Origin of the sequence: Veillonella sp. 3310 (genome assembly GCF_003999875.1) — a bacterium.
Lineage (GTDB): Bacteria > Bacillota > Negativicutes > Veillonellales > Veillonellaceae > F0422.
This window is the reverse complement of sequence record NZ_RQVJ01000002.1, coordinates 107,760-129,593: the sequence shown is the minus strand read 5'-3', so window position 1 is coordinate 129,593 and position 21,834 is coordinate 107,760. Positions and strand designations below refer to the sequence as shown.

Below are 21,834 nucleotides of genomic sequence, written 5' to 3'. Positions count from 1 at the left end.
AACCTCCTAAATTATGGGTAAAAGGGAAAGAATATTGGCAAAATAATTAATGACACGATTGTCACTATCACAATGAGAGGAACTCCTACTTTCACGTAGTCCATAAAACTATATCCTCCAATGTTGTACACCATGGTATTGGCGGGCATACCAATTGGTGTTGCATATGCACAAGATGCCCCAATAACAGTAGCCATCAACACTGCTTTTGGATCAGCTCCCATGGTCTGCGCTAATTGCAAACCGATAGGTACCAACAATGCTGTAGCTGCCGTATTAGACATAAAGTTTGTTAATACAGCGGATAAGATAAAAATCACTGCCATCACAATATATGGGCTTGGATTGCTACCTAATAACCCCATGATTGTATTGGCTACTACAGAGCCCGCACCTGTTTTCACAAGAGCTGTAGCAATAGATAAGGAACCAACGAACAAAAATATTGTTTTCATATCAATGGATTTTACCGCCTCTGTTTCAGTCACCACATTCGTAGCCACTAAAATAAGTGCCCCAATCCATGCAGATACATACAGTTTAACACCAATTTGAGATTCAAAAATCATTGCTAAGATAGTACCTACCAATACCAATGTCGCCATCCATTGTTTCCATTTTGGTACATGGCTATAATCTTCCACTGTATCATAGGTAGAGTCTACAGCACGACTTGGTGTGTCTGGCAGTAATTTATATCCCAATAACAAGAAGTAAATAATACCTACTAACAAAATTGGTCCACCAATTAAAGCATAATCAAAGAATCCAAAGGATAAGCCAATTTTTTCTAATCCTGCTTGTGCGATCATATTTCCTGGGGCCCCAATTAAACTAAGATTACCACCCATAGCCGATGCCAATACTAAGGGGATTAAAAATTTTGATTGGTTAAATCCTGATTTTTGTGCAATTCCAATTGCAACAGGAATCAATACCGCTGCGGTTCCCGTATTAGACAAGAAGCCAGATAATAATCCTGTAATTAGCATGACTGCAACAATGAGCATTTTTTCAGTGCTAGCCATTTTTGTAACTACACTACCTACCACTTGTGCCACACCAGTTTCAAAGAATGCTGCACCCACGATAAACATAGCCATAAATAAAAGAACATTACCATCTACAAAGCCTGCAAAGGCCTCTTTAGGAGATAAAACTCCAGATAAGACTAGACCAACTGATACTAACATCGCCGTAATCGATAAAGGTATCTTCTCCCATACAAACATAACTATGGCAAACACTAAATAACATAACGTAATACTAACTGCATCCATTCCATTCCTCCTGAATCTCTAGTACCGTATTAATATATGCCCTCATTATAGCTATTTATACATCCTCCCTTCTATCCAATATTCATCATGATACTTTTCTATAAAATAGGCATATTTATCTATATTTTTGCAATTTTAAGTCCAATATATATAAAAAAATGCTATGTTATTACATGTAATAACATAGCATTTACCAGCATTAATTAAATTCAGCCTTATTTTATTATATAAAAATATATCCATATACTTAATATTATATATATGCAAGTAAAGTATACCTAGCTTATTCTAGGGTCTGCAATAGCTGCTGTAATTCTTCTTTAACCCGCTGAACCTTACTAACAAGGCTTTGTTTTGTATATTCATTTTCCTCATACTTCACATTCTCTCTAGTCAGGTAACTTCCATACATTGTTAATATCCCCTTAATTTCTGTATCATCAGAGCTAATATATTCTTTCCAATCTTCTAACACTGTATGACGCTCAATTCTCTTTGCCCGTTCACGATAGGCAGAAGGAGTTAGTTTAAAATGCTTTTTAAACGCACTATTAAAAGCTTTTACGTCAGGGAACCCACAATAACTTGCAATATGAATAACCATATCATCCGTATTTACTAATCGTATCGCTGCTTCACGCAATCGCATACGTGACACATATTCTAAAAAAGTAATCCCCAGCTGCCGTTTAAATAGTTGAGAGGTGTAGCTTTCAGTATATCCGCCTACATCAGCAATCGTTGCTAACTCAAGACGGTCGCGAAAATGTTCATCGATAAAATGAACCATCCGTTCAAAATTTTCTTCTTGATGCAATATCTTAGTGGATAATTGATTCTCGTATCGACTAGCCAGTATAATCTCATACACATTTGACAACACTGTATATATAACACCATCTACCTTCATGGTTTCTAACGCACTAATGCTTATTTCTGCAGTATGATGATTCATAATATACGCTAACGATTGGCGAAGCTCTTTATACCTTTCAGCAATATTTATATCTTGTGTGGAGACTGACACAAATCGATACTTCATAAAATCCTGATCATACTGCAAAAACCATTGTGGTTCTACATGAAAGACGAGAGCAATCGTATCCTCTTCTAATGCCAATGTAGCATGCCCACATTGTGATGAATACAAAATCATGTCATCTCGTTGTAATGTATAGGTCTGCCCCTCTACACACACTTCTAAAGCTCCCTTTAATACCCATAATAACTCAATATGATTATGCCAATTATAATGATAGGTGGAAATACGATATATGTGACTTTTAACTTGTAATAACCCTCTATCAATAGCGTATCTAAAATATTTCATAGGAACCTCTTCATCTCTATAATTGTACATTACCTAACCCTGCTTATGTATAATATGCCTTCATCTCCGCTTTCACTTGCTCCCAATTTGGCAACACATCGCTCATAACCTTATAAAAGCGTGACGAATGGTTCGGCTCTATAAAGTGCGCAAATTCATGGACCATCACATAGTGAGCAAACTCGGTAGGCCCTAATAGCAATCGAGTATTCATAGTGATAATTTCTTTTACAGGCATACAGGATCCCCAACGGCTCGTCATATATCGCAATCGCAAGGTCGGTGTCGGCACTGTATACCCCGCTTGTTGAAACTCACTATACACTTGTTGTGCTAGTGTTTCCATGAAGTCCTGACCTATGGTTTTCCAAAAGCTAAGCCACATTCGTTCTACTTTGCTAGCATCCAAGGTCTCATGATTACTTGGGTAGCGTACCAACAATATGTCGTCTACCACCGTTACTGCATAGGTAGAGGCGTTCCCTCTCGACAGTTTTCTTTGTGATCGGCTTCCTTGTGTGCCCTTCCTTTTTGATGAACTACCTTTCAATGGAGAATCTGACGGAGTATCGCTTAATTGACTATCCTGCGAAGATATTTCCAAGTAGGCAGATACTGCGTGAGGCTTTTCTAGTACTACTCGATACATCTTACCCATCACCATGATTTCTGTATCTACAGCAGGTACCATCGGATGACCGCCTCTGCTTTTTCGATTTTGTAGTGCTTTTTTAATGAAAGCTCGATGACGACAGATAAACTCTTCAATCATCCCTAGGGGGACACGAGGGGAGGCAGACACTCGTACTACGCCACTGGTGGTGACACGAAGATTCATGTTCTTCACGCGTTTTCTATGCAGTTCATAAGTAATGCTACCATCTGGCAGTGTGCGAAGTTCTTTCATCCTGTCTCCTATATCATTACTAATGTATTACTTATATATCTATTATAGGCTTTCACCCCTATAAAACACAACAAAATAGAGAAAGCCATGGTATCCCACTACTTTCTCTATTTCTATGTACATAGACTATTCCTAGTCTAGTATATGTAATTATTTTGCTGCTTTTGCTGCTTTCGCACGAGCGGAACGATCCAAGATCGCTTTACGCATACGAATATTTTCTGGTGTTACTTCTACCAATTCGTCATCGTTAATCCACTCTAAGGCTTGTTCCAAGCTGAAGATACGTGGGGGTGTTAAACGAACTGCCTCATCAGAGGAGCTAGAACGCATATTAGTAACATGTTTCTTTTTGTTAGGGTTTACGTCCATATCGTTTTCACGAGCATTTTCGCCGATAACTTGGCCTGTGTATACTGGCACGTTAGCACCTAAGAATAAAGTACCACGGTCTTGTACAGAGTTCAAGCCATATGGTGTTGTTTCACCGTCTTCGAAGGCTACCAAGGCACCGCGCGTACGGCCTGGGATATCCCCTTTGTATGGTGCATAGCCATGGAATACATGGTTCATGATACCATTACCTTTTGTAGCTGTTAAGAACTGCGCACGGAAACCAATCAAGCCACGAGCAGGTACTACGAATTCCATACGTAAGTAACCAGCTAATTCAACCATGTTGATTAACTCAGCTTTACGAACACCTAAGTTTTCCATAACAGCGCCCATAAATTCTTGTGGCACATCGATAGTTAAATGCTCCAATGGTTCACATTTTTGACCATTGATATCTTTGAAAATTACACGAGGTTTACCCACTTGCAATTCGTAACCTTCACGGCGCATAGTTTCGATCAATACTGCCAAATGCAATTCGCCACGGCCAGATACTTTGAAAGAGTCCGGAGAATCTGTTTCTTCTACACGCATGGATACGTTAGTTTCTACTTCTTTGAACAAACGGTCACGTAAATGACGACTTGTTACATAGTCACCTTCACGGCCTGCGAATGGAGAGTTATTAACGGAGAACATCATGGATAATGTTGGCTCATCGATAGAGATTGTTGGTAGTGCTTCTGGATTTTCTGCATCCGCTACAGTCTCACCGATATTGATGTCATCGATACCTACGAAAGCGATGATGTCGCCCATGCCTGCTTCATCTGTTTCTACACGATTTAAGCCATTGTATGTGTACACACGGCCGATTTTGCCTTTACGAGTGCTTTCACCATTCATCAACACCACTTGTTGATTTGTTTTCATACGGCCACGAACGATACGACCTACGGCAATTTTACCTACGAAATCATCATAATCAAGTGTGGTAACCATGAATTGCAATGGACCATCGATATCGCCTTCTGGAGCTGGAATTTCTTTGATCAATACATCGAATAAAGCCGTCATATCTGTGGAATCATCTTCCATGGATGCTTTCGCAATACCATCACGAGCTGATGCGTATACCACTGGGAAGTCCAATTGATCATCGTCTGCTTCTAGTTCCATGAACAATTCTAATACTTCGTCTTCTACTTCGTGAACACGTTGGTCAGGGCGGTCAATTTTGTTGATAACCACGATTGGTTTCAAACCTTGTTCCAACGCTTTGCGCAATACGTATTTCGTTTGTGGCATTGGACCTTCGAAAGAGTCAACCAATAACAATACGCCGTCAACCATGTTCAATACACGTTCTACTTCACCACCGAAGTCAGCATGGCCCGGTGTATCCACGATGTTGATTTTTACATCGTTATGCATAACTGCTGTGTTTTTGGAAAGGATTGTAATCCCTCTTTCACGCTCTAAGTCATTAGAGTCCATTACACGTTCAGCAACTTTTTCATTCTCACGGAAAATATGGCTTTGTTTAAGCAATGCGTCTACCAATGTTGTTTTACCATGGTCAACGTGGGCGATAATCGCCACATTGCGAAGATTTTCACGAATCATTCTATACTCCTTTATCTACTTAAGTAGGATATTCCTAATAGTTGTACAAATCGTACTACGACAGTCTATTATATACTTTATTTTAGGATTTTACAAGGAAAAAACGCCACATACTTTTATCTTATAACAGACAATGAAAGTACATGACGTTTCTAATAGATATACAATTTTTATCGACTGATACTCAATATATCCTAACTTTCAGATTAGTGTTTACTTTTAGAATCGTTTCTTCGGCAAATGCCTGCAAAGATAGATCCTGTAAAGTTATGGATAATAGAGAACACGGCGCCTGCTACGGCTGCTTGTGGTGTAAAGTGTTTCAACGCCAAGCTAGCTGCTAGCGCAGAGTTTTGCATAGCCACTTCGATTTGCATAGCACGACGATCTGGTACGTTAGAACCAAATAGACGACAAATGAAATACGTCACTACATAACCACTCACGTTTTGCACTAAGCAAGCCAAGAAAATCATCACACCGTGCGCTAAGATATTATCACGGCTCACCGCAGTGACGCCAGCTAAGATAATCAATACCGCTACGGCACCTACTGTTGGCAACACCTCTTTCACAGGTTCAATGCGAGAACCGATGAAATAGTTCACAATAATGCCCAATGCAATTGGCACAGCAATGATTTTCACGATGGACATGAACATTGGCCAGAATGCAATATCTACTGTTTGTCCAGCGTATAAAACGATGAAAATCGGTGTTAATACCGGCGCTAATAGAGTCGATACTGTCGTCGCAGATACGGACAACGGCACATTACCATTTGCTAAGAATGTCATCACATTAGATGCAGTACCGCCTGGAGCAGCCCCCAATAGGATGAAGCCTAAAGCAATTTCAGGTGGGAATCCAAACAAGGTACCCACTAACCAGCCTGCTAGTGGCATCCATAAGAATTGAATCAAGGATACCAAGATCACTTGCCACGGTTGTTTAAATACATCTAAAAATACTTTTCCTGTTAACGTTAAGCCCATGCTGAACATAACTAACTGCAACAAAGGAACTGTTTGTTTCGCTGCCCCCATGAATACTTCTGGCACTAAGAATGCGATAACTGCCATAGCCAACACAATCCATGCTAGGTAATCATTGAACAAGCGATTGATACTACGAATAAAATTCATATGTAACCTACTTTCTATAAAAAATGAGAACTTTACAATTATAGCAAATCTTCGTATTAAATAAAAGATAATTATGGTAAATTTATAATATATTTGTCCGTTTATAAATCACAGCTATTAAAAGTTATCTTCATCATACATTCTTGGATAACATTTCCATGTGCAAGATCTAACACGCACATGGTGCTCCTGGATTTGATTAGAAAACAAAAGAAACATAAGTGACAGCAACTCCTAACATCCTCATTCGATGCCTTGAGCCCTCATCACTTATGTTTCTTACTTGTAAGATAGTTTTATGTAAATTGATTGGCTAGCTATTTAAAAACTCCTCGATTACTGGATTTTCCATCATCTCCGCTTGTTCTTCTGGAGTAATGACTTGCACCTTATCTCGATCCACATTGACCAAGCACAAAAATCCTAGATGATCTCCTTTGTTCGCACGAAATTGATGCGCCATCAACTTAGGGATTTCAATCATATCCCCTTCTTGTACATCTTCTATGGTATCACCCATTAAACATTGGCCTTTTCCGCGGAAGATCATCACCATATGCGTATGCTCATGGCGTTCCATAGTACTGTAACCACCTGGTTGTACTTCAAAATAGCGGAACTGACATGGAATATCCCAAGCCCCATCGAAAAGAACTTGACGGGTTACATCTTTAAATGGGCTATTATCTTGCTTGTACACCAACGTGTCGACTCCATCCCAGGTGTATTCTTTTTGATTAAACTTGCGTATCATGCTAACTCCTATAAAAGGGCCATCTTGGAATCAATCCAGATAGCCCCTCCTTGTATTCTAATATATACCTGGCATATCACCAGATAGGTACGCCTTATTTGAATATTTTCTTAATAGCACCCAAAATGCCACCATGTTCATGGACATAATCTTTCACAGATTCCACTTCAAAGCCTGTTTCATCGATGGCTGCACGAATGGTCGCTTCATCAGTTTTTGTATGGTCAAAGCGAATACGCACTTCTTTTGTTTTCAAATCTACTGTAGATTCTAGTACGCCTGGTAACCCACGAACAGCACCATTCACAGTATTTTCACAGTTCACGCACATCATGCCTGGCACGTGAAATAATTTCGTAGTCACATTACCTGTGCTACCACAACCGCAATCTTTGCACATAGTTCCTCCTAATTGTTTTGTTTATGACTATTAGTAGCACCAGCTTCTACATCAATAGTTTCTGCTTTTGCTGGTTCTTCTTTAGCTACTTTTTTATCGCCACTAACAGCATCTTTAAATTCATTAATCCCTTTACCGATGGCTTTACCAATTTCAGGTAACTTTTTAGGCCCAAAGATAACAAGAGCAATAATTAAAATAAGAAATAATTCTTGTGTACCAAAATTAAACATGTGTATCACCTCGTATTTCACATCAACTAGTTTTTATGAGCTGCCTCATCTACATACCATTCCACTGGCTCATGGGTTAGCACTGCACCTGGTAAACAATGGTCTACTCGGTCTTCCCAAGAATATTCTTCGTATTCCTTACGTTGGCGAAGCACGCGAGCTAAGGCCGACTCTTTAGATGCACCTACCACTGTAAACCACACAGATTTCGCATTCACTAGCATTGGGAATGTCAATGTCACACGCTCCCATACTTTGCCGTCTTTTACGGCTACTACCATACGATCACGTTCGTATAACGCTTCAGATTTAGGGAATAAGGACGCTGTATGTCCATCATCACCTAATCCTAATAACACCAAATCTATGGATTCCTTTTCTGTACGCTTCAAGACCATTTGTACTTCTTGTTCATATTTATCTGCTGCTTCCTCCACAGTACCGTTATTCGTTGGTACTGGATAATAGTGAGCAGCTCCCATAATATTTCCAAATAAGCGATCTTTCGCACGGCCAAAATTGTTATCTGGATTTGACTGTGGCACAAATCGTTCATCTACCCAAAGGAAGAAAATATGCTCCCAATCGATGCGATTTGTATACTCATCAGAATCAAGCAAAGAAAACAATGCATTCGGCGTGGTACCCCCAGATACAGCCACCACACAAGTTCCCGTCTCGGCAATATATGCATTGGTATAATTTAAAAATCGATCGGCCACTGCTTTCGCCACGTCATCTCCTGTAGGAAATGCATGAATTATATCTCTCGCCACGACCATGATCCTCCTTCTAATAACTCTTCTGCCTCTTTTGGTCCCTCACTGAAAGCCGGGTAGAAGCATAACGGTGTTTCTTCATCATTTCGTTCCCATGCCTCAATCAATGGCTTAAATAAGCGCCAAGATTTTTCCACCGCATCATTGCGAACGAATAGCGTTTGGTCTCCTAGTAAACCGTCTAAAATCAATCTTTCATAGGCATCTGGAATGTCTGCTAATTCCTTGGAGTTGCTATAGGAAAAGTCCATTTCTAACGTATTGACACTCAATTTAGATCCTGGAGATTTTACCTCTAAGGACAATCCCATACCTTCATTTGGTTGCATGCGAAGCACCAATACGTTTTGGTTAAAATCTTTCGCATGGAACGGTTTAAAGATAGAGTGCGGAATAGGTTTGAAAGTAATAGCAATTTCACTAGATTTCTTCGGCAATCGTTTTCCTGTACGCAAGTAGAACGGCACATCACGCCATCTCCAATTATCAATGAACAATTTCAATGCCACATAGGTTTCTGTCGTAGACGTAGGTGGTACGTTTTCTTCTTTTCGATACTCGGGAGCGGGACGTTCTGTATTGCCAGAATCTACATATTGACCACGTACTGCGATATCACCCAATTTTTGACGATGTAAACTACGGATAGAGGAAATCAGCTTACCGATTTCATCACGGTAATCATCAGCATTAAAACTAGCCGGTGGTTCCATGGCAATCAAAGATAGCACTTGAATCATATGGTTTTGCACCATATCACGCAAAGCGCCTGCCCCATCATAATAGCCTGCACGTTTTTCTACACCTAACTCTTCAGCTACGGTAATTTCTACACGTTCAATATATTTGCGATTCCAAAGTGGTTCAAATATAGCATTGGCGAAACGAAGCATCAAAATATTTTGTACCGTTTCTTTCCCTAAATAATGATCAATACGATAAGTTTGCTCTTCCGTAATATATTGTTTTAATGATTCATCTAAGGCAATAGCACTTTCTAAGTCATGCCCAAATGGTTTTTCAATGATCACACGAGACCATGAGCCAACTTCTTCTAATAGCTTTGCCCCATGTAATTCACGTACGATAGGTTCAAATAACTCTGGTGGCATGGCCAGATAAAATAGTGCATTTCCACCCGTACAATGAGCCGCTGCCACACGCTCTAACTCTTCGCGCAACGCTACATACGTAGACGGATCTGTATATTGGCCCGCTACATAGGAAAAACGTTCAATAAATGCTTGTTCTTCTGCACTTGGTTCACGATCACCTAGTATGGACGCTTTCACTTGTTCACGAAACTCGTCGTGGCTCATCGCTGTACGCGCTACACCCACCACGGCTACCTTTGGTGAAAGTAAGCCCCGTTGAAACAAGGAATAAATAGCTGGTAACAATTTACGTTTTGTCAGGTCTCCGGAGGCCCCAAAGATAACAATGGCACCCGCCCCTGGTGTATGTTCAATACATAATTCTTCTTTTACATTATAGGACACATTCATGGTGAATCTCCTCTTACATCAGTTCCCAATGGAAACACTAATACTGCACCTTTTATTATAGCACAAACCCTACTATTGACAATGGTCATACGCCTTTGACTTTTTCATTTTCATAAGGTATAATGAATAAGCACAATTTGTGCAAAGTTTTATTAATCTATGAGGTGATAATCACATGGCAACGAGAAGAGAAGCACGATTTAAGTTATGCCGTCGCTTCGGTGTGAACGTTTTCGGTCACGCGAAGGCTTTAAAACGTGTAAAAAAAGACCAACGTCAAAAGAAAATGTCTGAATATGGTCTTCAATTATTAGAAAAACAAAAAGTTAAAGCATACTACAACTTGCTAGAACGCCAGTTCGTACGCTATTACGATAAAGCGAAAAAAATGCATGGTGTTACAGGCCAAAACATGTTGAAATTGTTGGAATGCCGCTTGGACAACCTTGTATATCGCATTGGCTTCGGTAACTCCATCCGTCAAGCACGTCAAATGGTAAACCATGGTCACATCCTTGTTAACGGCAAACGCGTTGACATCCCTTCTTACCAATGTAAACCAGGTGATGTAATCGAGCTTCGTGAAGCTAGCCGTGACAACGAAATGTTCAAAGTGAACTTCCAAGAACTTCGTTCTTTCGAACTTCCTTACATTGAAAAAAATCTTGACGCTTTCCAAGGCACATTAACTCGCCTTCCTGAACGTGAAGAACTTCCTATCGAAGTAAACGAGACACTAATCGTCGAATTGTACTCCAAATAATAGGATACTACAGCAACCAGTCTTCGGATTGGTTGCTTTTTTTATGCTCTCATAGTTGAAATTATTATGGACAGTTTATATAATGAAAGTACATATCATTTATTATGTGTTAAGCGAGGTGCGATTATGAAAAAACTGTTTCTTCTATTAACGATTTTTTCGCTCTTTACAATGTCAGCGTTTGCCATTTCATTAGACGAGCTGAGAAATTCACCTGAAAAATATAAACATGTCTATGCAGATCAAACTCTCGATGGATATGTAGAAATGCCTTCAATCAATGTAACACGTTATAATCCACCATACTATATTATCAACGCAACTATCTATACGGTACAATACAAAACAAATACCATTGGTAAAACAGATACTACCTTTTTCTATGATTATAATCGTAGCTCAGAAGTGCTAAAGAAAAAGTTCTCTGGCGATATGGCAATTTTTGATGAACAGAAAAAAAATTCTGGAATACAATGGAAAATGACTGGCCTAGCAGGTTATAATTTTGATGGTTCAATATACAAGCCTTATCGTCAAATACACCCCACTGACCCTAAATTTACAACCAAAACGGCTACTATCGCTTCACTAGGCTATGTGGCAGCTACATATAGCTTCTACAAATCTTACAATATGTATTTTAATCCACTTGCTGATCAATATTTACTCTAAAGGTACTCATTATGTCGCAAATTCTTCTCTCTATTTTTTACTTTATTCTAGCCGGCATTGCTGAAATTGGCGGTGGCTATTTAGTATGGCTGTATCTAAAAGATGATAAAAGCCCTTGGTATATGCTCGCTGGCGCTATTACCCTCATCATTTATGGTATTATCCCTACTTTACAAGAAGCACCTTTCGGCAAGGTCTATGCTGCCTATGGTGGTATCTTCATTGCTCTCTCTATTTTATGGGGCTATTATGTAGATGGCATTACGCCCGATCGATATGATATCATCGGCGGCATTGTATCTATCATCGGGGTACTCATTATTATGTATTATCCTCGGTAATAGATTACTTTTAGTCCACTATATCACGAAATAGGAAAGTACTGCTCGGACTAATGAGTAGTGGCCTGCAATACAAATTAAATACACAAAATCTCTAGTCCAAGTTATGCTATACACAATCGCTAAGACTAGAGATTTTTTATTATTAACATACGCTATTCTTTCTACAACTCCTAAAATCTGTGTATTGTTCTAGCTATGTTCTATTAAATTTTTTCACCATAGAAGATTAACTCTTCGTCTTTCACTAAGGCGTAGGAACGTGTACCAAGTCCCATGCGGTCTGCACGTAATAAAATGGCTTGCCATTCGCTATTAGGGGAAATATCTTTGAAATAATCCCATGTGCGTTTTTCCACTGTGCTTAATACACCGTTTTCCACTGGTGTAGCTTGGGTAATAATATCGCCTAAGGCTTCGTCCATCGCCACCATATCGTAGGACACAACGATACCTAGGTTTCCTACGATTTCGTTAGTGGCACCTGCGTCTTTTAATTTTTCTTGGTTCACATAATCCGCCACAACATCCATAGCCACGCCCACATGGAATCGTTGACGATTCCGTGTGGCAGCTGCTGCATATTCAGCCACCGCTTTATGATGCTCTGTACCTGTTAAAGCTACCAATTCACGACGACCTTCTAAGCTGGCGGAGTACCATCCTGTATTGTTCACAGCCCCAGAGAATCCGCTGTACTCATTCGCTTTAATGTGATTCACGGAAATCACCACATCACTAGTTGCAATGCGTTCATCGATATAGGCTACTTTCACAGATTCACCATCAGGAATAATAACCTCACGGGAATGATGGCTAGGCTCATCTACATAGACCACAGTGCCGCCTTCGGATTCGATGCGTGCTTTCATATATGCCACTACCGTTTCATAGGCCTCATAATCGCTATGCAAATCATTGCGAAGTAGAGCCACTTTTTTGCCAGCGCAACCAATTTCATCAAAACCGATTTTACGCAACAAAAAATCTAATCGTTTATGGATTAATTCTTGATTAACCTCTTGTAAAGGGGAGTAATATACTTCCATATCATACCTCCTATAACTACGTCATTTTGTAAAAAAGGGCTGCATCTACTGACACAGCCCTTACTTTGGCGGAGAGAGGGGGATTTGAACCCCCGCGCCAGTTTCCTGACCTACCGCATTTCGAGTGCGGACTCTTCAGCCACTTGAGTACCTCTCCGTATACGACGGCGTTCTTTGAAAAAATCTTTCATAATTTGACTGCATTCTTCTTGCAATACACCCGCCAACACCTGTGGTTCATGGTTTAAATTCGGATGTGAAAGTACATTAAACAAAGATTCTACCGCACCGCCCTTATAGTCGCTACTACCATAGACAACACGATCAATGCGACTGTTAATAATAGCACCAGCACACATAGGGCACGGCTCTATGGTAACATAAAGCGTACAACCGGTCAACCGCCACCTTTCAAGCATAGCATTCGCCTCACGGATGACAAGGACCTCTGCATGGGCCGTCGCATCATGGTCAATCTCACGACGGTTGTGATGACGACTAATAATTTGGCCTTCATGCACTAATACAGCACCAATAGGAATCTCACCCATATCATAGGCCTTACGTGCCTCTACCAAGGCTTCACGCATATACTCTTCATCAGTCATACAATCACTTCCTTTCCACTTGCCGCTACACAATAGAATACCATACTTTCAGAGAATCGTCACTTCTTAAGCTAATTATGATATAATAAAAAGTACATGCAAACATTTTGATGACTTCACTGAGGTGACAATCTTATGGAACAACGAGCTTTTAGTAAAATCAATGTGGGCCTTGCTATCACCGGCAAACGTGATGACGGGTACCACAATATAGATACCATTTTTCAATCTATTTTCTTAGGGGATTCTCTTTATTTCGCACGCCACCACTCTGTGGTATTCTCTGGCGATGCCCCTGAACTGCCATATTATATGGCACAATTAATCCCCTATACAGAAAGCAATATTGCTATGAAAGCCCTTCATATGGTGCAAGACTATACGGGCTGTACGCAAGGAGCTGCTATTCATTTGTTAAAACGGGTTCCCCCTTGTGCTGGCATGGGCGGTGGTAGTGGCGATGGTGCCGCAATGCTACTGGGTCTTAACAAATTCTGGGACCTTCGCTTAACCGATGAGGAACTAATGACCATGGCTTCTAAACTTGGTTCTGACGTACCTTTCTTACTGAAAGGCGGTACTGCCCGCGGCACTGGTCGAGGCGAACGATTAGAAACTTTACCTACTAGCGGTGCTCAATGGCTACTGATCGTAAAACCAGAAGTAAGCATTTCCACTGCAGAAGCCTATGGAAGATTTACAGGTACTTCTCGTGTGACTTCAGCAACGATGGATACCGTTACCACACATATGAAAGCCAAAGACTTTCGTCAGGCTTTCATAACTAGTGACAACACCTTTGAAGAATTAATTTTCCCTGTCCACCCAGAACTTGTGATATGCAAGCAATTTTTCTTGGACCGTGGATTCCCTACCATCATGACGGGTAGTGGTCCTACTATGGTGGTGTTATTGGAAAAAGCACTGGATGCTATTCGATTACAAGAAGAAATTAAACAAGCCGGTCATAACTGGCTTTCACTAATTACGAAAACACATGATGAGGAGGCCCTACGATGAATGCACCACGTTTACAACCCATCCGTTTAGATGCGTACAAACCACTTCGTGAGATTGTTAGCGATGCGTTACGCCAAGCCATTCGTGACGGTCTGTTGCCACCAGGTGAGAGGCTAATGGAGATTCCTCTTGCAGAGGAGCTCGGTGTGAGCCGTACTCCTATTCGTGAAGCGATCCGCATTTTAGAACAAGAAGGTCTTGTGGTTATGATTCCTCGCCGTGGCACCTATGTGGCGGATATGAGTTTAAAAGATGTAACAGAAGTATTTGAACTTCGTTCTATCTTAGAAGAACTCGCTGCCGAACTCGCCGCAGAGCGTATTACCAATGAAGAAATCGAGGCCTTAGAGCAGCATCTTGTTGAAATCGGCAACTACATGAATGAAAATAATTTAGACAAAGTTGTGCAAGCCGATATTCTATTCCACGAAATTCTCTATAAAGCATCTCGTAATGATCGTCTTGTGGAAATGATTCACAACCTACGGGAGCAAACTTTGCGCTTCCGTACGTTGTCTATGAGTCAGACGGGACGTCTTGCAAAAACGTGGGATGAACATCGTCAATTAGTAGAGGCTATTTCCGATCGCGATGTAGAACGAGCTCGCCATATTGCTCGCATCCACATGGAAGAATCGGAGAAAACATTACTTGCTGGTATGAAGCTCAAAGGACATGAGGAATAATTACATACTATATAGAAAAGGCTCCTATGGAGCCTTTTCTGTTTCTCTATATACATGAAATCATGTTAATATAGCATTTACACCAAAAGAGGAATGGTTCTGATGTATCAGTTCCATTCCTCTTTTTATATCTATATTATATTGGTTCTATCATATATTTAGAGAAGACTGCAAGCGCCCCCAAGATATATTGCCACGCATAGACATAGGCATATCATTCAGTTTGCATAGGGTCCAACCTCTATTTTCCACTCATATATTTTGCTTTAAATGCTGCTAATTGCGCTTCTTCTAATGACATACCTTCCCCTTGGAAGTGAGCAATGCTTTGTTGCATTTCTTCATAAGCGGTTGGCACAATTTTGGTAAAGCGATCTTTGTACAATACCCAGTTCTCTAGCATATGGCGACCTTGTTTAGAGTTCGTATGCAATACATGTTGTTGCACTAACTCATGAATCCGTGTTAGGTCACTTTCACTAGGCTTACGAAGTTCCACAAGTCCTGTATTGCAGTAACGTCCATCTAGGTCAAGCACGTACGCATAGCCACCGGACATGCCGGCGCCAAAGTTACGGCCCACACGTCCAAGGACAAGGACCTCGCCGCCTGTCATGTATTCGCAACCGTGGTCACCCACACCTTCTACGACAGCAGTAATACCACTGTTACGAACGCAGAACCGTTCCCCAGCGACACCATTGATATAGGCAGTACCAGAAGTAGCCCCATAGAATGCCACGTTGCCGATCAAGATATTTTCATGCGCTTCATAGGTAGCTGCTTTTGGAGGGTATGCAATAATCGTACCGCCGGACAAACCTTTACCAAGGTAATCGTTCGCATCCCCTTCCAGTTCTAAGGTCATACCGTTCGGAATGAAAGCCCCGAAACTTTGACCTGCAGAACCAACGAAATTCAATTTAATCGTATTATCTGCCAAGCCCGCTTCACCGTAACGACGAACCACTTCACCGCCGACTAAAGTACCTACTACACGATTCACATTGCTAATAGCCAATTTCGCACGAATAGGTTTTTGATCATCCAAGGCAGGACGGCACATACGAAGTAATTTTTTCATATCCAAAGTGCGTTCCAATTCATGGTCTTGATCAATGCTATGCAAATGTCCCACAGAAGCATCTGTGTATGGTTTGAACAAGATTCGTTTCAAGTCCACACGAGACAATTTAAAATTATCGTCTTGGGAGCATTGGCGCACTAAATCAATACGACCTACTAACTCACGCACGCTACGAATGCCTAAACGAGCCATGATCTCACGCAATTCTTGGGCGATGAACTTCATCAAGTTTTCTACATATTCTGGTTTGCCTGTGAATTTAGCACGCAATTTTTCATCCTGCGTTGCCACGCCGTACGGACATGTATTCATATGGCAAACCCGTGCCATGCGACAACCTACTGCCACTAATGGCAAGGTACCAAATCCGAATAACTCTGCCCCTAGCAAGGCTGCGATAGCCACATCATAGCCAGTCATGAGCTTACTATCTACTTCCAGTTGTACACGGTCACGCAAACGGTTCAACATCAAGGTTTGATGTGTTTCTGAAAGTCCTAATTCCCATGGCACACCTGCATGTTTCACAGACGTCCGACCAGCTGCACCCGTGCCACCATCATAGCCTGAGATAAGGATGCTATCTGCTTTCGCTTTTGCTACCCCTGCAGCAATGGTACCAACCCCAGCTTCGGAGGTCAATTTCACAGAGATCGCTGCACTTGGGTTCACGCATTTCAAGTCATAAATCAACTCTGCCAAATCTTCGATAGAATAAATGTCGTGATGTGGAGGCGGGGATACAAGTTCTACCCCTGGTGTGGAGTGACGGGCTTTACCGATCTCAGGATATACCTTTTTACCTGGCAATTGGCCACCTTCACCTGGTTTCGCCCCTTGGGCACATTTAATTTGCAACTCTTTCGCATGTACTAAATAATTCGTAGTTACCCCAAAACGACCAGACGCAATTTGTTTAACTTCACTATTACGATTGTCGCCATTGGCGTCTAGGACAAAACGACTGGTATCTTCGCCGCCTTCTCCGGAGTTCGATGTAGATCCTAAACGGTTCATAGCGATAGCAATAGTTTCATGGGCCTCTTTACTGATGGCACCATAACTCATAGCACCTGCTTTAAAGCGTTTCACAATGTCTTCCACTGATTCTACTTCTTCTACAGGAATACCGCCACCCACAGGGAAGTTTAATTCCATCAAGCTACGCAAGGTTACGTGATAATCTTCACGAATCATTTTAGAGTATTCTTTGTATGTATTGTAATCCCCTTCAACCAAGGATGTTTGCAATAACTTAATCGTATCTGGATTGAATAAATGCTCTTCCCCATCTTTCATTGGACCGTACCAACCGCCTGGTTCGAGGACTTTCACATCTTCTCTGAAAGCTCGTTGGAATCGTTCCAACGTTTCACGGGCTACGCCACCTAAGCCGATACCGCCAATGCGTGTCGGTGTATTTGGGAAGTAGGTACTAATAAAGTTTGTATTCAAGCCCAATGCCTCAAAGATTTGCGCTCCATGGTAACTGCGTACAGTGGAAATGCCCATTTTCGACATAACTTTCATAATGCCTGATACAGAAGCCTTGATGTAATTCGCTTCTGCCTCTTCTGGTGTGAGATCGCCCAAGCGATTCGTTGCTTGTAGTTCACGAACTGTCGCTAATGCCACATACGGATTGATGGCTGTTACACCATAGCCTAATAAAGTACAGAAATGATGTACTTCACGAGGTTCCCCAGATTCTAAGATTAAGCCCATTTCTGTGCGCAATACGGTGTTAATCAAGTGATTGTGCACCGCAGCCACTGCTAATAACGCAGGGATTGGCGCATGATGTTCGTCTACGCCACGGTCAGATAAAATCAACACATTTTGGTCAGTACGAGCTGCTTCCTCTGCATCTTTGCACAAACGGTCTAAGGCTTCTTTCATGCCTTCCGCACCTTTGGCAGGGTCAAACAGGATGGACAAGGTCACCGATTTCATGCGACGACAGTCCAATTGTTTGATACTCGCCAATTCTTGGTTCGTCATGATTGGTGTCCGCATAGATACGGCGTAGGTACCCACTTTGTTGGGGTCCGTCAAGTTACCGCTATTGCCAAGCATCACTCGTGTAGAGGTCACCATTTCTTCGCGGATGGCGTCAATTGGCGGATTGGTTACTTGCGCAAATAGTTGTTTGAAATAGGAGTACAACATTTGTGGTTTATCGGACAAAATCGCCAATGGTGCATCGGCACCCATGGAACCTACTGGATCTTTTCCATCTTTCGCCATAGGGATAATCATACGTACCAAATCTTCTTGGGTATAGCCGAATACTTGTTGTTGCATGAACAAATCGCCCACTTCTGGAATGCTATCTTCCGTAGCTTGTTGAATTTCCGACAAATGAATCACATGCTCTTTTACCCACTCGTGATAAGGAAGTTCTGTAGCTACTCGTTGCTTGATTTCTTCATCAGAAATGATACGACCTTCTTCTGTGTCGATTAAAAGCATTTTACCTGGCTCTAAGCGACCTTTGGCGCGAATCATATCGTCCGCTTCGTTCACTACGCCTACTTCAGATGCCATGATCACACGGTCGTCAGCAGTCACATAATAACGTGCAGGGCGCAAGCCGTTTCTGTCCAAGACACCACCGATAACAGTCCCATCGGTAAAGCCCATAGCTGCTGGACCATCCCATGGTTCCATCATGAAACTATTGAACTCGTAGAAGTCATGTTTTTCTTGACTCATCAAAGTATTGCGTTCCCATGGTTCTGGAACCATCATCATGATGGCATGTGGCAAGCTACGGCCTGTCATGTGTAAGAACTCAAGGGTATTATCGAACATGGCAGAGTCAGATCCTGTATCATCCACCACGGGGAATACTTTTTTAATATCTGGGAACAATGGAGATTCTGCTTTTCCTTCACGAGCATTAATCCAGTTTACATTACCACGGATCGTGTTGATTTCCCCATTATGTACTAAGTAACGATTAGGATGGGCCCGTGCCCAGCTTGGGAATGTATTTGTACTGAAACGAGAGTGGACCATCGCTAAAGCAGAGGTGAAATCTAAATCGTTCAAGTCAAGATAAAAGTTACGTAATTGTACTGGTGTCAACATGCCTTTATAAACGATCGTTTTAGACGACAAGGATGCAATGTAGAAATCGCTACTCATTTCTTTGCTCAATGGAACGATGCGTTTTTCCGCAATTTTACGAATCATATATAATTTACGTTCAAACTCCGCTTGGTTTGTCACATCTGGACCTTTACCGATGAGGATTTGGATCATCCAAGGGCGAATCAAAGCAGCCTCATGTCCAACAGCTGTAGAATCTACCGGCACTTCACGCCAACCCAGTACGATTTGCCCTTCTTCACGAACAACCTCTTCTAGGATACGCTTTTGCTCATTTCGCAATGTTTCGTACTTGTGAGCAAAGACCATGCCCACACCGTAGTCGCCTGCCGGCGGTAAATGGATACCCAACACTTCGCACTCACGACGGAAAAAGTCATGTGGAATTTGCACCAAGATACCTGCTCCATCGCCCGTATCCTTATCAGCGCCAGCACCACCACGGTGCTCTAAACGCTCAAGAATACGCAAGCCATCATCGATGATATCGTGGGATTTCTTACCTTTAATATTCACCACAAATCCCATGCCGCATGCATCTTTTTCAAATTGGGAACTATACAAACCATTTGCTTCCAAATGGCGCTGCTCCTCATGTTGTTTTGCAATGGTACTCATTTCCATCATAACCCTCTCCTCCTGTAGGCTCTCTATCACTACACTAGCGTACTTAACACTAGGTATACACATACTGAAAGTTCTAATTCATATGTCAAATGACTGTACTTCATAGTAGTTCGGCTAGATGCTGTATTAGCATCCACCTACTATATGCTCACTCTGTAAAGAGTTAGCCTCTTATGATAATCAGTAACTACATTTCATAATAATCATAAAATATAGCTCTAATTCTATAGAATATAGAACTGTATATTATAGTAGCAAATATTATACTATTTTTCAATACATATCCATCATGTATACATGTATTCTTAAACGATTCACCTCTTTTTACTTCTTATCTCACGACTTCAAACTCATATATTATTGTGTATCATCTATCAACTCTTCAAAAATTTATACATTTACTTTCATGGGTTCTTTCAACATTACTTTCATCCACATCCTTATATATGCCTACTATGCAAGAAAACGCACAGCTACCCTAAGGTAACCATGCGTTTACGTCATTGTAAAAGTATTCTATTATACGATGCGAACAATCCAGCCTTCTGGTGCTTCGATTTCACCATGTTGAATGCCAAGTAATGTTTCGCGCAATTTTGTTAATGTTGGGCCCATTTCATCCATGCCGCTTGGGAAGAAGATATCTTCTTCTTTGGAATGTACCATTCCCACAGGAGAAATAACAGCCGCTGTACCACAAAGACCACATTCAGCGAAGTCTTTCAATTCTTCTCTGTACACTTCACGATGTTCTACGGTCATGCCCAAATAATGTTCAGCCACATACATCAAGGAGCGACGTGTGATAGATGGAAGAATACTATCGGATTTAGGCGTTACTAATTTGCCATCTTTCGTAATGAAAATAAAGTTCGCTCCACCAGTTTCTTCTACTTTTGTGCGAGTTCGAGGATCCAAATATAGATTTTCTGCATACCCTGCTTCATGGGCTGCTTCTAAGGCATGCAAGCTCATAGCATAGTTCAAGCCCGCTTTAATATGACCAGTACCATGTGGTGCTGCACGGTCAAAATCGGAAATTTGGATTTTCAAAGGTTTTACACCGCCTTTGAAATAATCTCCTACAGGAGTACCGAAAATACGGAATTGGAACTCATCTGCTGGTTTCACACCGATAACACTGTTAGTACCCATCAAGAATGGACGAAGATACAAACTACCACCTGTGCTATATGGAGGCACAAACTCTTGGTTTGCTTTTACCACTTCTTTCACAGCCTCGATAAAACGATCTGTTGGGAACGGTTGCATCACAAGGTATTTCGCAGAATCATACATGCGCTCAGCATTTAAATCTGGACGGAAACACACAATGTGACCATCTTTTGTGTAATATGCTTTCAAACCTTCAAAAATCGTTTGCGCATATTGGAATACACCAGCACATTCATTGAGGACAATATTCGCCTCACCCGTTAAACCGCCTTCATCCCATTGACCATCTTTGAAATTAGACACATAACGGAATGGCGTTTCTTTATAACTAAAATCTAAATTGTTCATATCAATCTTTGCCATACTGTCCTCCTACTATTCCATACCCGTGAAAGC

19 protein-coding genes and 1 tRNA gene are annotated in these 21,834 nt (G+C 41.3%); 5 read left to right on the top strand and 15 right to left on the bottom strand.

Translation table 11 applies throughout. The features are described 5' to 3' along the window. Window positions 1-11 precede the first annotated feature (11 nt). The 10 genes from EO127_RS04135 to zwf all read right to left on the bottom strand — a co-directional run bounded on the left by EO127_RS04135 (window position 12) and on the right by zwf (window position 10,295). Window positions 12-1,280: an SLC13 family permease gene (locus EO127_RS04135; RefSeq protein ID WP_127448138.1), complete on the bottom strand. Its 1,269-nt coding sequence runs from the start codon at window positions 1,278-1,280 to the stop codon at window positions 12-14. 283 nt (window positions 1,281-1,563) lie between these two features. After that, complete coding sequence (locus tag EO127_RS04130; protein WP_164742283.1) at window positions 1,564-2,610, bottom strand: AraC family transcriptional regulator; 1,047 nt, start codon at window positions 2,608-2,610, stop codon at window positions 1,564-1,566. A gap of 43 nt (window positions 2,611-2,653) precedes the next feature. Then, complete coding sequence (locus EO127_RS04125; RefSeq protein WP_127448136.1) at window positions 2,654-3,517, bottom strand: M48 family metallopeptidase; 864 nt, start codon at window positions 3,515-3,517, stop codon at window positions 2,654-2,656. A gap of 150 nt (window positions 3,518-3,667) precedes the next feature. Then, on the bottom strand, window positions 3,668-5,479 hold the full coding sequence (typA, locus tag EO127_RS04120) for a translational GTPase TypA (protein WP_127448135.1): 1,812 nt from the start codon (window positions 5,477-5,479) through the stop codon (window positions 3,668-3,670). Window positions 5,480-5,685: 206 nt separating this feature from the next. Then, window positions 5,686-6,624 (bottom strand): bile acid:sodium symporter family protein, encoded by a 939-nt coding sequence (locus tag EO127_RS04115; RefSeq protein WP_127448134.1) that lies wholly within the window; start codon window positions 6,622-6,624, stop codon window positions 5,686-5,688. Between the two features lie 313 nt (window positions 6,625-6,937). Beyond that, window positions 6,938-7,378, bottom strand: coding sequence for a cupin domain-containing protein (locus EO127_RS04110; protein ID WP_127448133.1), 441 nt, complete (start codon window positions 7,376-7,378; stop codon window positions 6,938-6,940). Between the two features lie 94 nt (window positions 7,379-7,472). Then, the gene (locus EO127_RS04105; RefSeq protein ID WP_127160419.1) at window positions 7,473-7,778 is read right to left on the bottom strand and encodes a heavy-metal-associated domain-containing protein; all 306 of its coding nucleotides are present in this window, start codon (window positions 7,776-7,778) and stop codon (window positions 7,473-7,475) included. An 8-nt stretch (window positions 7,779-7,786) separates the two neighbouring features. Next, window positions 7,787-8,011: a twin-arginine translocase TatA/TatE family subunit gene (locus EO127_RS04100; RefSeq protein ID WP_127068892.1), complete on the bottom strand. Its 225-nt coding sequence runs from the start codon at window positions 8,009-8,011 to the stop codon at window positions 7,787-7,789. 26 nt (window positions 8,012-8,037) lie between these two features. Next, window positions 8,038-8,793 (bottom strand): 6-phosphogluconolactonase, encoded by a 756-nt coding sequence (gene pgl, locus EO127_RS04095; RefSeq protein ID WP_240646001.1) that lies wholly within the window; start codon window positions 8,791-8,793, stop codon window positions 8,038-8,040. After that, window positions 8,772-10,295 (bottom strand): glucose-6-phosphate dehydrogenase, encoded by a 1,524-nt coding sequence (gene zwf, locus EO127_RS04090; protein WP_127448131.1) that lies wholly within the window; start codon window positions 10,293-10,295, stop codon window positions 8,772-8,774. Before zwf ends, pgl begins: the two co-directional genes overlap by 22 nt. A gap of 175 nt (window positions 10,296-10,470) precedes the next feature. On the opposite strand from zwf, the gene rpsD reads away from it, so the two are divergent. From rpsD to EO127_RS04075, 3 genes are all read left to right on the top strand, one after another. Next, a complete protein-coding gene (gene rpsD / locus EO127_RS04085; protein ID WP_126939854.1) occupies window positions 10,471-11,058 on the top strand; it encodes a 30S ribosomal protein S4 in 588 nt (195 codons plus the stop codon). A gap of 126 nt (window positions 11,059-11,184) precedes the next feature. After that, window positions 11,185-11,730 (top strand): hypothetical protein, encoded by a 546-nt coding sequence (locus tag EO127_RS04080; RefSeq protein WP_127448130.1) that lies wholly within the window; start codon window positions 11,185-11,187, stop codon window positions 11,728-11,730. A 20-nt stretch (window positions 11,731-11,750) separates the two neighbouring features. Next, complete coding sequence (locus tag EO127_RS04075) at window positions 11,751-12,071, top strand: YnfA family protein (protein ID WP_197413469.1); 321 nt, start codon at window positions 11,751-11,753, stop codon at window positions 12,069-12,071. 206 nt (window positions 12,072-12,277) lie between these two features. Here EO127_RS04075 and EO127_RS04070 read toward each other — a convergent pair whose 3' ends face one another. From EO127_RS04070 to tadA, 3 genes are all read right to left on the bottom strand, one after another. Next, a complete protein-coding gene (locus EO127_RS04070) occupies window positions 12,278-13,120 on the bottom strand; it encodes a DUF362 domain-containing protein (protein WP_127448129.1) in 843 nt (280 codons plus the stop codon). Between the two features lie 66 nt (window positions 13,121-13,186). Beyond that, a tRNA-Ser gene (locus EO127_RS04065) sits at window positions 13,187-13,277 on the bottom strand. After that, window positions 13,231-13,728 (bottom strand): tRNA adenosine(34) deaminase TadA, encoded by a 498-nt coding sequence (gene tadA, locus EO127_RS04060; protein WP_127448261.1) that lies wholly within the window; start codon window positions 13,726-13,728, stop codon window positions 13,231-13,233. The genes EO127_RS04065 and tadA overlap by 47 nt, the downstream gene beginning before the upstream one ends. Before the next feature lie 135 nt (window positions 13,729-13,863). Here tadA and ispE point away from each other — a divergent pair, with 135 nt between their 5' ends. Both ispE and EO127_RS04050 read left to right on the top strand, forming a co-directional pair. Then, window positions 13,864-14,748 (top strand): 4-(cytidine 5'-diphospho)-2-C-methyl-D-erythritol kinase, encoded by an 885-nt coding sequence (gene ispE, locus EO127_RS04055; RefSeq protein ID WP_127448128.1) that lies wholly within the window; start codon window positions 13,864-13,866, stop codon window positions 14,746-14,748. Continuing rightward, window positions 14,745-15,434 carry a GntR family transcriptional regulator gene (locus EO127_RS04050; protein WP_127068885.1) on the top strand — a complete coding sequence of 230 codons (690 nt, stop codon included), beginning with the start codon at window positions 14,745-14,747 and terminating at the stop codon, window positions 15,432-15,434. The genes ispE and EO127_RS04050 overlap by 4 nt, the downstream gene beginning before the upstream one ends. Before the next feature lie 241 nt (window positions 15,435-15,675). Here EO127_RS04050 and gltB read toward each other — a convergent pair whose 3' ends face one another. Together gltB and EO127_RS04040 are read right to left on the bottom strand one after the other, a co-directional pair. Next, a complete protein-coding gene (gltB, locus tag EO127_RS04045; protein WP_371412854.1) occupies window positions 15,676-20,262 on the bottom strand; it encodes a glutamate synthase large subunit in 4,587 nt (1,528 codons plus the stop codon). A 519-nt stretch (window positions 20,263-20,781) separates the two neighbouring features. Continuing rightward, on the bottom strand, window positions 20,782-21,801 hold the full coding sequence (locus tag EO127_RS04040) for a branched-chain amino acid aminotransferase (protein WP_127448127.1): 1,020 nt from the start codon (window positions 21,799-21,801) through the stop codon (window positions 20,782-20,784). Window positions 21,802-21,834: the final 33 nt, after the last annotated feature.

Excerpts from the sequence above, each read along its gene's own strand:
- EO127_RS04080 (WP_127448130.1), top strand. The coding sequence starts at position 11,185 with ATGAAAAAACTGTTTCTTCTATTAACGATTTTTTCGCTCTTTACAATG.
- EO127_RS04100 (WP_127068892.1), bottom strand. The coding sequence starts at position 8,011 with ATGTTTAATTTTGGTACACAAGAATTATTTCTTATTTTAATTATTGCT.
- EO127_RS04135 (WP_127448138.1), bottom strand. The coding sequence starts at position 1,280 with ATGGATGCAGTTAGTATTACGTTATGTTATTTAGTGTTTGCCATAGTT.
- tadA (WP_127448261.1), bottom strand. The coding sequence starts at position 13,728 with ATGACTGATGAAGAGTATATGCGTGAAGCCTTGGTAGAGGCACGTAAG.
- typA (WP_127448135.1), bottom strand. The coding sequence starts at position 5,479 with ATGATTCGTGAAAATCTTCGCAATGTGGCGATTATCGCCCACGTTGAC.
- zwf (WP_127448131.1), bottom strand. The coding sequence starts at position 10,295 with ATGAATGTGTCCTATAATGTAAAAGAAGAATTATGTATTGAACATACA.
- EO127_RS04125 (WP_127448136.1), bottom strand. The coding sequence starts at position 3,517 with ATGAAAGAACTTCGCACACTGCCAGATGGTAGCATTACTTATGAACTG.
- EO127_RS04070 (WP_127448129.1), bottom strand. The coding sequence starts at position 13,120 with ATGGAAGTATATTACTCCCCTTTACAAGAGGTTAATCAAGAATTAATC.
- EO127_RS04050 (WP_127068885.1), top strand. The coding sequence starts at position 14,745 with ATGAATGCACCACGTTTACAACCCATCCGTTTAGATGCGTACAAACCA.
- rpsD (WP_126939854.1), top strand. The coding sequence starts at position 10,471 with ATGGCAACGAGAAGAGAAGCACGATTTAAGTTATGCCGTCGCTTCGGT.
- pgl (WP_240646001.1), bottom strand. The coding sequence starts at position 8,793 with ATGGTCGTGGCGAGAGATATAATTCATGCATTTCCTACAGGAGATGAC.
- EO127_RS04105 (WP_127160419.1), bottom strand. The coding sequence starts at position 7,778 with ATGTGCAAAGATTGCGGTTGTGGTAGCACAGGTAATGTGACTACGAAA.
- EO127_RS04110 (WP_127448133.1), bottom strand. The coding sequence starts at position 7,378 with ATGATACGCAAGTTTAATCAAAAAGAATACACCTGGGATGGAGTCGAC.
- EO127_RS04130 (WP_164742283.1), bottom strand. The coding sequence starts at position 2,610 with ATGAAATATTTTAGATACGCTATTGATAGAGGGTTATTACAAGTTAAA.
- EO127_RS04040 (WP_127448127.1), bottom strand. The coding sequence starts at position 21,801 with ATGGCAAAGATTGATATGAACAATTTAGATTTTAGTTATAAAGAAACG.
- gltB (WP_371412854.1), bottom strand. The coding sequence starts at position 20,262 with ATGATGGAAATGAGTACCATTGCAAAACAACATGAGGAGCAGCGCCAT.
- EO127_RS04115 (WP_127448134.1), bottom strand. The coding sequence starts at position 6,624 with ATGAATTTTATTCGTAGTATCAATCGCTTGTTCAATGATTACCTAGCA.
- ispE (WP_127448128.1), top strand. The coding sequence starts at position 13,864 with ATGGAACAACGAGCTTTTAGTAAAATCAATGTGGGCCTTGCTATCACC.